The organism is Qipengyuania sp. (genome assembly GCF_042095715.1).
Classification (GTDB): Bacteria; Pseudomonadota; Alphaproteobacteria; order Sphingomonadales; family Sphingomonadaceae; genus Qipengyuania.
Genome location: NZ_JBELMO010000135.1, coordinates 1 through 3,363 on the forward strand (window position 1 = coordinate 1; position 3,363 = coordinate 3,363).

A 3,363-nucleotide genomic window follows, 5' to 3' on the forward strand; every position below is an offset into this window, starting at 1 on the left:
GACGCTTCGCGCCGTACTTCGAACGGCTCTGCTTGCGGTCCTTGACGCCCTGGGTGTCGAGCACGCCACGCAGCACGTGGTAGCGCACACCCGGAAGGTCGCGCACACGGCCGCCGCGGATCAGCACCACCGAGTGCTCCTGCAGGTTGTGGCCTTCGCCCGGGATGTAGCTGATGACTTCGCGCTGGTTGGTCAGGCGGACCTTGGCCACCTTGCGCAGCGCCGAGTTCGGCTTCTTCGGGGTCGTCGTATAGACACGGGTGCAGACACCGCGCTTCTGCGGGTTCTGCTCCATCGCAGGGACCTTGCTCTTGGCCTTCTGCGGCTCGCGGCCCTTGCGGACCAGCTGGTTGATCGTTGGCATTGAAGCCTTCACCTCTATCTAGGTTACTTTGCTGGAGCCATCACAGCTACTTGGAATACGAAAAGGACCATCGGCCGCCGTTGCCAGCCGCCAGGCCCTCAATGCATCCAGCAATGTTCAAGCTGTCCGCACGCGAGTCACCTCGTCGCACGAACCGGCGCGCCTATACGCAAGCATCGGCGGCAGGTCAATCCGGGCGGCGCAGCGCTTAGTCCTTGAGCGGGTCGTGGCCCCAGTTCATCAACGAGTAGCGCCAGTCGGACGTCTCCTTGTCCTTCGCCGGTCCCTTCTGCGCCAGATGGCGGTGCACGTAGGACACCACCTTCTTCATATGCGCATAATCGTCGTCGCTCAGGTCGGCCTTCTTCGTGCGCTTGATCTCGACGATCCGGCGCACCGATTTGTGACCTACGCTCTCGCCCGAGCCCTCGCCGTCCCCGCCCTTGTAGCCGACGCGCTTGCTGTCATCGCTGTCGAGCCATTTCTCGAGCTCGGCGGGCGCCATGTTGACGGCCTCGTTGAATTCCTTCGCAACCGTGTCGTGGTCGTCGGCCATGGGCAGCTCTCCTCGCGCGCATCAATTCGCGAAGAGGCGCCGGGTTCATTCAATCGACGCGCACGCCGCCCTTCACCACCGCGACGGGATGTTCGAGCACGCTCACATCGGCGAGCGGATCGCCGCGTACCGCGACCATGTCGCCCCATCGGCCCGGCGCGATCACGCCCACGTCGTCGCGCCCGAGCGCCTGCGCCGCGCTCGACGTCGCGGCGCGGATCGCCTGCAGCGGCGTCATTCCCCATTCGACCATCTTGGCGAATTGCTTCGCATTGTCGCCGTGCGGATAGACCCCGGCATCGGTTCCGAACGACATCATCACCCCGGCTTTCACTGCGCGCTGAAAGGTCTGACGCTGTTTCAGGCCGATCATCCGCTCCTTGTCGAGACTTTCCTGCTCGGTGCCGTTCTTGGTGCCCGTCGCCAGGATATAATCGTCATTATAGATATCCATGTCGAACCAGGTCTTGTGCTGGATCGCGAGCCGGATCGCCTCGTCGGAGGCGAGGCTGACATGCTCGATCGTGTCGATCCCGGCGACGATCGCGGCCTTGATGCCCTCGTCGCCATGCGCATGGGCCGCAACCTTCATATGCAGCATATGCGCCTCGTCAGCGATCGCGCGCATTTCCTCGACGCTCAATTGCTGGCCACCCACCGAATCACCCAGCGAAAACACCCCGCCGGTGGCGCAGATCTTGATCACCTCGGCGCCATATTTGTGCAGCCAGCGGACCTTGGCGCGTGCTTCCTCCGGCGAATTGACCACCGACGGCAGCTTCCGGTCATAGGAGGGGGGCAGCGCATTGTCGTCGCAATGGCCGCCCGTCGCGCCGATCGCATAGCCGGCCGGGACGATCCGCGGGCCGATCACCCAGCCACCGTCGATCGCCTCCTTCAACCCGACATCCTGGAAATCGCTCGCCCCGACGTTGCGCACGGTGGTGAACCCGGCCCGTAGCGTCTTGGCGGCATTGGCGACGCCGACCGCGCCCCAGAAACTGTCGGTATATTTCAGCGTCTGATAGCCGCCCACTTCCGCCAGACTGGTGAGGTGAACGTGCATGTCGATCAGGCCGGGGATCAGCGTGACATCGCCGAGATCGATCCGCTTCGCCTCGCCCGCGGGCGCCGCGCCGCTGGCCACCGAACTCACCTTGCCGTCGATCACGGTGACGACGGGCCGCTCGACGATCCGCCCGCTCTGCACATCCAGCATCCGCGCCGCGGTGACCACCACCGTCTCCGCAACGGCCGGAGTGGTCGCCGCCAGCGCCGCGCCGCCCGCCACCGCCGCCACGGCCGCGCGCATCCCGTTCCAGATCGTCATTCGTTCACCCCTCTATGTCGACGAGAGGATGACGCAGCGCCGGGGCCAATGCCAGCGCGATATCACTCAGTCTTTCAGCGGCGCCGCCAGAAAGGCGATCAGCGCCTCCACCCGCGCGGGCCGCAGCGCGCTGGGCGGGGTCAGCAGATGCAGCATCACCGGCGGGGGCGCCCAATCGGGCAGGAGTTCGACCACCTCCCCCGCCGCCAGCGCCTCGCCGACGATGAACGCCGGCAGCCGCGCGATCCCCAGCCCCGCCACCAGCGCGGGCAGCAGCGCGGTGCCGCTGTTCGCCGATAGCGGCCCGGACGCCTTCACCGACGTTTCGCTGCCGTCCTTGCCCTGAAAACGCCACGGCCCGGCTACGTTCGTATAGCCAAGCAGGCGATGTTCGCCCAATTGCGCCGGATGCGTTGGCACGCCGTGTCGTTCCAGATAGGCGGGCGCCGCCACCAGATGCGCGGCGATGCTGCACAAGCGGCGCGCGCGCAGGCTGCTGTCGGGCAGGTTGGCGATCCGCAACGCGACGTCGAAACCCTCCGCGACGATATCGACGCGCGCGTCCGACAGGTGCAGGTCGATCTCGATCATCGGATATTCGAGCAGGAAGTCCGCGATCAGCGGCGCGACGTTCTGAAGGCCGAAGCTCATCGGCGCCGCCATCCGGACGCGCCCGGCGGGCAAATGGGCGCCACAGCGCGCGGTTTCCTCTGCCGCCTGCGCCTCCTGAACGATCCGGGCGGCATGGTCCGCCAATGGCCGTCCCGCCTCGGTCAGCGCCAAGCGCCGCGACGTGCGGTGGAACAACGACACGCCCAGTTGCGCTTCCAGCCGCGAGACCGCCTTCGACACGGTCGCCTTGCTGAGCCCGACGGCTTCGGCCGCAGCGCTGAAACTGCGATGTTCCACCACGGCGGCGAAGATCGCCCATGCCTCGAGATCGGGAAGCCTCATCGTCTCTTGGTAACTCTCGAAACGATACGTTTCAATCGTTTCCATTTTGGCAAGGGCGTGCCTGTCCTATCTCTTGTCCACACAAAGGATATCTGGACATGAACGACATCCTATCTTCCCCGGCGACGATCGAACGCCGCGCTTTCGAGACGCTGGGCC

The 3,363-nt window shown here is 65.7% G+C and carries 4 protein-coding genes; all 4 read right to left on the bottom strand.

Translation table 11 applies throughout. The features are described from left to right. A partial coding sequence (gene rpsL / locus ACFDTG_RS16475; RefSeq protein ID WP_375292003.1) for a 30S ribosomal protein S12 occupies positions 1-364 on the bottom strand: 364 nt, incomplete at its 3' end. A 208-nt stretch (positions 365-572) separates the two neighbouring features. After that, on the bottom strand, positions 573-920 hold the full coding sequence (locus ACFDTG_RS16480; protein ID WP_375250743.1) for a DUF3140 domain-containing protein: 348 nt from the start codon (positions 918-920) through the stop codon (positions 573-575). Positions 921-969: 49 nt separating this feature from the next. Next, the gene (locus tag ACFDTG_RS16485) at positions 970-2,250 is read right to left on the bottom strand and encodes an amidohydrolase family protein (protein ID WP_375250744.1); all 1,281 of its coding nucleotides are present in this window, start codon (positions 2,248-2,250) and stop codon (positions 970-972) included. 66 nt (positions 2,251-2,316) lie between these two features. Beyond that, entirely contained in the window at positions 2,317-3,204 is an 888-nt protein-coding gene (locus ACFDTG_RS16490) for a LysR family transcriptional regulator (RefSeq protein ID WP_375292004.1), read from the bottom strand. Positions 3,205-3,363: the final 159 nt, after the last annotated feature.